The following is an 8,088-nucleotide window of genomic DNA, read 5'->3' on the forward strand; positions in this document are numbered from 1 at the left end:
GTGCTTCGTGCTTCGTGCTTCGTGCTTCGTGCTCGTGCTCGTGCTCGTGCTCGTGCTCGTGCTCGTGCTCGTGCTCGTGCTCGTGCTCGTGAGGTAGCCCGAACGCAGGACGCATCGCCGCCCCGCAGCGCTCGCTGAACGCTCGCATTCCGACTCGCCCGCTTCACTGATGCGTTGCAAGAACATTGCCCCGGATGGGGCCGACGTCGCTAGCTCGGGGCGGAAGCCCCGAGACCACGGGCGGCACACGAAAGGTCGCCTCGGACGGGGCCGTCGCGGAGAGGCAATGTGGTTTCTCGCTCGTGCCTAGTTTTCCACCCAACGCGATCGACGGACTCGGAAGTCCATCGTACGGCCCCCTCGAACGCAGCAAGCGTCACCCATCACACCCCACCCCAATTCAAAATTTGCAATGACCATTTTGCAATTTGCAATCCCCTGTGGTCCTGAGCCCCTGAGCCCCTGAGCCCCTGAGCCCCTGAGCCCCTGAGCCCCTGAGCCCCTGAGCCCCTGAGCCCCTGAGCCCCTGTGGTCCTGTGGTCCTGTGGTCCTGAGCCCCTTCTATCCCCCCTTCTGCTCCAACATCCACTCATGCACCACCCAAATCACCGCCGCCATGCTTTCCCCGCTGCAGTTTTCAGGAATGTCTTGCGTCGTGTGCCAATACTGCGGCGCACGGAATCCCGGTCGCGGGTAATCGAAATCGATCAAGTCCGTGGTGGGGATCTTTGCGATCTGATTGAGCGGCAAGTGATCGTCGCGAATCGCTTGGCTGCGAGCCCGTGGTGTGAAAGCTCTCACTCCCAATCGTTTCGCGGTGGCCCACACTGAACGAGTCACATCGCGTGCGTAGCGAAGACTGTTTCGTTCGTACAACAATTGCAATTCGCGATCCGCGATCATGTCCAGCAACACGCCGCTCTGGTAAGGAACCGCCGGCGGTTCCATCAAGTATTGCTGGGCGAACAAGGTCGAACCCAAAAAGTACTCGCCGCTCTGTTCGCCAAAGACAAACTCTTCCGCATCAAACAGCACGATGTCGACGCCGATGTCCTTCGGCAGGTTCTGGAATTGATGACTCAGTTCCATCAGTGCCGCCGAACCGCTGGCCCCGTCGTTGGCACCGATGAAGACGCCTTTCGGATCGCGACGATCTCGATCGGGATACGGCCGAGTGTCATAGTGGGCGCACAGCAAAAACCGGGTGGGCGCGTTTGAGTTCCAAGCCGCGATCAAATTCGCGATGGGCACGTTCTCGCCCGTTTGCGGGTGCCGTATCTCACCGCGTTGCAAACGAACTTCGCCTCCGTTCTCTTCAAAGACCTTGGTCAGCATCTCCTGCTGCTGCAGCATCGCGGGGCTGCCGGACGGCCGCGGACCAAGATCGCAAATCTCGACCAAGTAACCCATCGCACGATCCGCGTCGTAGCGATCAGGGACGGGCCCGAGAGCGGCGGGGACCACCGACGTGGCATCGGGGGACTGGAGCATTTGCCACACCGCCACCCCGACGTAAGCGAACACGCCGACCACCGCCAGAGTCAACAACCGTCGCGGCCAATTGCCGCCGCCGGAGCCAGCTGGCGATTCCGTTTCCGTTCCCCAGCGGGGAGGATTGTCGGGCATCGATCGCGCGAGACGATCCGAGGAATCCGTCGATTTTGTTGCCGCCTGCATAGCCAGATCCATCGCCAAAACTTCCTGCGGAAGCCGCACAAAAGGGGAGTTCGTGAAAGTGGCTGTTCACCCTAGCGAACTCGAGCGAACTTCGGTAGAGTTTTGGCCTTCACGGGATGTGGCTCAGCCTGGTTAGAGCGCTGCACTGGGGGTGCAGAGGTCGCAAGTTCGAATCTTGTCATCCCGACTCGGCAAAACATTGCTTTTGTTGAATTCTTCTGGATCATTGAAACGTCAAATGCACGTTTCATGCACGAATCAGGAGAGTCCCGATGCCAAGGCAGCCAAAGCCCTTCTTCCGCAAGCAGACCCAGAGCTGGTATTTCTCCACCGGCGGCCAGCAAATCAACCTTGGCAAAGACAAGGATGCGGCGTTTGCAAAATTCCATCAGATGATGGCCGATCCGGCCACCATCGCCACGGACAACACGACGCTCTACGAGCTGAGCCAAACTTACCTGGACTGGGTACAGACCAACCGCAAGAAGGCAACCTACGACCGCAGCTTGCACTACCTGAAGAGCTTCATCGACAAGGTCGGAAAGCAACTCAAGGTCACCCATTTGAAGCCCTTCCACGTCAATCGGTGGATCGACAAACCGACCTGGAACTCGACGAGCCGCGCCGACGCGATCGGCGTTGTCCAACGAAATCTCAACTGGGCGGTGGAACAAGGCTATCTGCTCCGCAATCCAATCGCAGGGATGCGAAAGCCAAAAAAGAAGCGACGGGATGTGTTCTACACGCACGAGCAATGGCAACAAATCCGCGAACACGCCAAAGCCCCCTTCGACGATCTGCTCGACTTTTTGTGCTGCACCGGGTGCCGTCCCATCGAGGCCCGCACGATTGAGGCACGCTTCATTCTCGATGACATGGTCATCTTTCCGACCGACCAATCCAAAGGAGAGACCGAACCCCGCGTGATTTACCTCGTTCCCAAGGCCGCAGAGATCCTCGCTCGGCTGGCGACAAAGCATCCGACAGGACACGTCTTTCGAAATAGCAAAGACCGCTCGTGGACGAAGGACTCGATCAAATGTCGGCTCGACCGCATTTCTAAAAAGGTCAAGTTCCATGTCATCGCTTACGGAGCCAGGCATTCATGGGCGACGCATGCATTGACGTCAGGCGGGATCGACTCCATCGCGGCGGCACACCTCATGGGGCATAAAGATCCGGCGATGGTCGCTCAGGTGTACAGCCACCTCGCGAAGCAGCCAGAGTTCTTGCGTGCTCAGGCTGCGAAAGCCATTCAAGGCCATCCAACTAAATGAGCGATTCTGATCGCCTCGCGAAATGAATCAGGTTGCCTGAAAACGATTGCGAATCGGTCGGAAAGCAATCGCCGCGTCACTGACAGAAACCAAACCGTGGAGCATTTCCCCTCCGCTTCGGTGGATGAGAGCAAAACCACGAATCACAGTCCCGGAGATGCACCGATGTCGGCCACCGGAACTCGCACAAAGATGCAAGCACATCTACACCGTTCCAGAACGGTTCGTTTTTTCTGTTTACAATCGGTCGTTTGTGTACTTGCGTGCGAGCAACGGCCGGCCACGCAACAAAACCTCCTGCAACGGGGGTAATGTCGCATGGGGCCCTAAATTCGGTCGACACCATAGAACATCGACGAAAGTTAGCGACCCTTCTGCGCCGCCAATTGACAGCAACTGATAACAACCAGAACAATTGCTGCTGCGGATGCGTTGAGAATGGCATCGCCGTGAAAAGAAATCACGCAAGTTTGAGTATCTAAAACGTGGGGACAATTGGAAAATGTCAAGCGTGGGCGGCTCCGCAAATATTAACGGAATCCTGTACCAAATTATTGGCACACTCAACGAGACAGTGTCGTTGCACTTCCACCCAGCGGAATGCAGTGGAGACGACGTTGTTGAAGCCAGCCTGATAATGGAACCTGACAGTGGTGGCGATCTTCAGTATGAGTCTGGTGGCGAGCGTGTTGTTCAGCAATGGAAAGCGAAAGCAAGAGGGGGTACATGGTCGCTTAAGAAGATCGTTGAAGAGGTGCTGCCAGATCTGTATCTCGCTGTTCCAGACGAACACCTGGATTGCAGTTGCCGCTACGAGTTCATCACCGAAGGACGGATCGGGGATTGGACTAAAGCCTACGACTTCTTCAGCTCGCTTAACAGGAAGCCTCCAGCTGATCGGTTAGAAAAGTCGCTGGATGACAGCTCTAACACTCACACGAGAGCTGGTAACAAGATATCGGACCTAGCGCTATTCCGTTGGGTCGTCAAGGCTGTGCGCAAGCGAGAAGGATTAAGAGACGAAGCGATTGAACTAAGCCAGCGAAAAGTCTGGCATCTTCTTGCCCGATTCAGGATGCAAGAGAACGTCACCCATGAGCTACAGACCGCAAGACTGAATCAGTTCTTGATCCACCACGTTGAATTCGCAGAAGATGTTGATGCAAAACGACGTGAGCTGTGCGGCGTGCTTCTAGATGCAGCGTCTCAGGGTCCACAAGAGCTAAATGCGGAATCACTTCTTCGGCGAGCAAGCATCCCGCTCTATTCCTTTCGTGATTGGGAAAGGCTTCATGCGAGGTTGAGCAAGCGTCTCGTGGGACAACTGGCGAAGGAAGGATACAGAAAAGAATCAGACGTTCGCAAGCAAACGCCCGGCCTCCGGGACGAAATTGTTGTTACCGGCGATAGCGGACAAGGGAAAACTTGGTGGTTGGCAAGAGTCGCCACCAACATGGACGATTCGGGAGCACTTGTCGTTTGGGTTCCTGCAGCACGCGGCGCCAAGGATGTTGAGGCGTACGTCGTTCATGAGGTTTGGAATTATGGTCTACAACGTGACGCACCAATAGCTTTAGAGAGACTAGCAAACCGGAGAGAGCAAACACAGCCAGACGCTCCCTCGCCATGGCTGATTGTATGCGTTGACGATATCAAGTCCATCGTCGAAGCAAACGCACTGCTTCATCTCGATTGGGAACGATGGGGAATACGGCTGCTGATGACAGCTCCACTTGAGCTTGCAACTGACCTTTCCCTTTCACAGCTCAAGCCAAACGTTACCGTCCCAGACTTTAGCCATTCCGAGCTTCGTGACTACTTGACTGAAGGTGGGGTGGGTTGGACGACGGTACCTAGTGATGTGCGGGAATTAATTCGACGGCCGGTATTGTCGAAGATATTTGTAGATATTGCCTGCACCGAGGCGGAATTCAGGCCGCGAAACGAATACGACCTTGTGGAAGCGGCATGGAATCGGGTCTCAAGCCCAATCTCGCAGGCATTGCTAACGAGGACAGCGGGAAGACTTTACAAGGAACCACAGGAGTATCCATGGCAGCTGGGATCCCTTTTGGAATCCGGGTTTACGCCAGATCTGGTTAAGCAATTGATCACAGAGGGATGGCTGAAGTACACCGACTCAACCCATATCGCTTTCTGGCATCCACGATTCCTTTGCTGGGCATACGCTACCTATCTTTGCCAAGAATACCGCAATAAGAAGCTATCGATTGACGAGCTGATCGAGGAAACTCAAGCATGCTTGCGAGGTAACCGTCAAACGCGGCAATTGTCACTAGGTTACGTACCCATGGATTTGCTCTGGCAAATGTCAGGAGCTGAGGAGAACAGCGATTGCTGGATGCTAATCAAAGCGTTGGAAACCTCTGACGGACTGGGCCACGAAGACGAAACGTTCTACCGTCATCTGCTTGCGAGTCTCGGAAAACGCGTGATCAATCCAATTGTTCGGCGATTGCAGGACATTGAACATCTTCAGCATAGCGCGATCCCGAGCTGTGCAGCCGAAGCTTTATCAATCATTGGGCGCAGTCATCCTGTGCTGATTGCTGACACTGCACGCGACTGTCTTGAATCTGGCAATGAGGCCATGATTGAATTGGGACTGCAGCTTGCAGTGCACTTTCCGTCGTCCGCCAATGTAGACCGGATCTGGAACGTCTATTGTTCACGCATCTTGGCCAGAAAAGAGAACGCAACAGACTACTCGGCCCAAGAACGAGCGTGCTCGGCGTTTGAAGCTGTCGTAGCAATCGACCTTGATTGGTTGAGAACGCAGTTGCTCGAGTCTGATCCCAACGACCGGTGTTTTAGATTTCTCGTATACGCGCTGGGCAACTTGGATTTGTCGGCTGCTGCTGAAGTATGGGAAGCAACAAAAGAACGGTTGCTGAGCGAGATATTGCCATCTGATCGACGGTGCATGATTGGATGCATTACGAGCCACGACGATGCTAGCGGATTTCCGATTCTACAGGAGTGGGCGGATGCCGAGGAAGACTTCGTCGGCGTGACGGCCCTGCAAGCGCTCGCACATCGTGATCCTTCGAGGGCTCTGGAAGTCCTAGGTCGCGTTCCGCTTCGACAGCTTGAACTTTACGCGGGTTCAATCGGGCGATCGCTTTTTGCCGAGATACCCGACCAAACTTGCACGGCTGTGCTCACTCTAGTCGCGGATGGGGCATCGGTAGAAATGACCTACATAAAGCTCGCAGCTTCAAATGGTGACCGTATCTCCCCTCAGGTAGCAGAAGCCATTCTGGATCTAGTTGATACAACGCTTGGAGAACATCTCGAATCAGATGAATTGCGGAATGCCAACGCACCTTGGCATGACATGGACTTGGTAGACAAGCTTCACGGGCAAGTCATGCTAGAAGCTCTACGTAAACGACGAGGCACCAGCCTTGAAACCAGACTATTGACGTTCTCCGAATCTCGTGTAGATAGGGATTCGCATTTAGTTGACCACCAATTTGAGTTGGCAACAAACCTGTTGAGGCGAATTGCCGGAACTGGCTTCACCAAGCTTGTTAACGCAATGATTTTATCGCCATGTCGACACACACGACTGAAAGGATGTGAACAGGCAATCGTAAGGCCCGACCGTACAACTCGAAAAGCCTTGGCTGCAGAGTCCATTAGTGATGTGATGTGGGATTCTGGAGCGAGCGGTACCAATCTAACTCAGATGCGGTCTATCGATAGCCTGGCGGCCATTGGCGAAGACGCTGCAGTGGTAACCGGGATACTTAAATGGGGGCTCAGAGTTTCGCCATACATCGGCGATTTGCGGGCAGGCCAGGAACCGATGAACGATCAAGACCTTTCAGCTGCTCTTGAGGTTATTCAGAACCCAGATGACCCCACCTTTGCGAATGCAATACTTGCAATCGGACAAAGCGGTAGGCAAGAGTATCGAGAGAGGATTGAAGATGTCCTCATGGCTTGTGATCCTGGAGATGCTCTTTGCCAATACTGCTTGTTAGCACTCGAAGACCTTCCGAGCGACTGCAATCGGACGCTAAGCAGACTTGTCGAACAGTTTCATTCTGGCCATTTCAAGTACGCGGTGTTGAAGGCAATATCTAGATGCGAACTCCCAAACGAGTCCCTATTGCAACTACTACCCGACGATGGCCAGCTCGATGAGATTGATCAGCGACTCGTCGCATACCTCGTGTCTAGCGGGTTCCCCCGGGCCAAAATCAAATCCCATATCGAGAAACTGGTCAGTAGCGGTGGTAGCAGGATGCATGACACTGTCGCTCTCCTGGATCCCTCTGAACATAGGCATCAAGAATTGCTTTGGGAGAGAACGCTCGACGACGACCAAACGGTTTGCCACATTGGCTCAAGGGCGCAAGCAATTAGGATGCTAGGCACAACGGCACCCGACGCTGCTTTCGAAATTGGAATTAGCACACTCGGTTCTGACCGTCGAGATCGCAATTCAATTTCCGTTGTGCTTCTCGATCTCGACCCGAGCAGAGCAGTCGCGGAACTCATCACTGTCGCGTGCTCGACATACGAGAAGACCATTTGTAGCGAGATCGCGCGTGCCTTTCGGGCAAAAGCGGACCCAGGCACACTGAGTGAAGAACTTGGAGAAGCCCTGCGTTCGAGCGACAGAAAACGACGACGAGTTGCTGCTTTTTTGGCGTCATTTTGTGGAAGCGGAATCTGCGATGAACAGCTTCGATCCGTAGCCTTCAGCGACCGCAGTTGGGCGGTATGTGCCGAAGCGCAGGCCGCAATCCGAAGTCGTCAACGAGAATCCGAGGCGATTGAACTGTGTGAAACAGTCGCGAAACTACAGCCGTGCGAAGTCTGGGGGACTATCGACTGCATACTTGGACTCACAGACCCCGGCGTGCTGACGCTACCGAACGACCCTATTGGTTTTATTTCTGTGCTCTCGGAACAGCCGTACGCTTTAAGAAAGCGCACCTATGAATCAATAAGAAAACTGAAAAAGAAGACCAACGACGGCATGAAGTCATTGGCTGGGAAATGGAAGGACTAGTGCCTCCGGAACGATTTTGTGCCGCTTGATGACCTCATTTTCACCAGATCCTCAAGCAGCCAGAAGCGTGCCCTGATAGGTCCACTT

Annotated in this window: 3 protein-coding genes and 1 tRNA gene; 3 read left to right on the plus strand and 1 reads right to left on the minus strand. The window is 54.4% G+C overall.

What is annotated here, in order from left to right; genetic code table 11:
• Nucleotides 1-561 precede the first annotated feature (561 nt).
• On the minus strand, nucleotides 562-1,548 hold the full coding sequence (locus CEE69_RS25025) for a M28 family peptidase (RefSeq protein WP_099263344.1): 987 nt from the start codon (nucleotides 1,546-1,548) through the stop codon (nucleotides 562-564).
• A gap of 241 nt (nucleotides 1,549-1,789) precedes the next feature.
• On the opposite strand from CEE69_RS25025, the gene CEE69_RS25030 reads away from it, so the two are divergent.
• The 3 genes from CEE69_RS25030 (at nucleotide 1,790) to CEE69_RS25040 (ending at nucleotide 8,001) form a co-directional block, all read left to right on the plus strand.
• A tRNA-Pro gene (locus CEE69_RS25030) sits at nucleotides 1,790-1,864 on the plus strand.
• An 85-nt stretch (nucleotides 1,865-1,949) separates the two neighbouring features.
• On the plus strand, nucleotides 1,950-2,954 hold the full coding sequence (locus tag CEE69_RS25035; protein WP_099263325.1) for a tyrosine-type recombinase/integrase: 1,005 nt from the start codon (nucleotides 1,950-1,952) through the stop codon (nucleotides 2,952-2,954).
• 511 nt (nucleotides 2,955-3,465) lie between these two features.
• The gene (locus tag CEE69_RS25040; protein WP_143549329.1) at nucleotides 3,466-8,001 is read left to right on the plus strand and encodes a hypothetical protein; all 4,536 of its coding nucleotides are present in this window, start codon (nucleotides 3,466-3,468) and stop codon (nucleotides 7,999-8,001) included.
• Nucleotides 8,002-8,088: the final 87 nt, after the last annotated feature.

It is taken from the genome of Rhodopirellula bahusiensis (assembly GCF_002727185.1).
GTDB classification, from domain to species: domain Bacteria; phylum Planctomycetota; class Planctomycetia; order Pirellulales; family Pirellulaceae; genus Rhodopirellula; species Rhodopirellula bahusiensis.

Bases quoted from the DNA above. Each gene is read 5' to 3' on its own strand.
- CEE69_RS25035 (WP_099263325.1), top strand. From the start codon at position 1,950: ATGCCAAGGCAGCCAAAGCCCTTCTTCCGCAAGCAGACCCAGAGCTGG.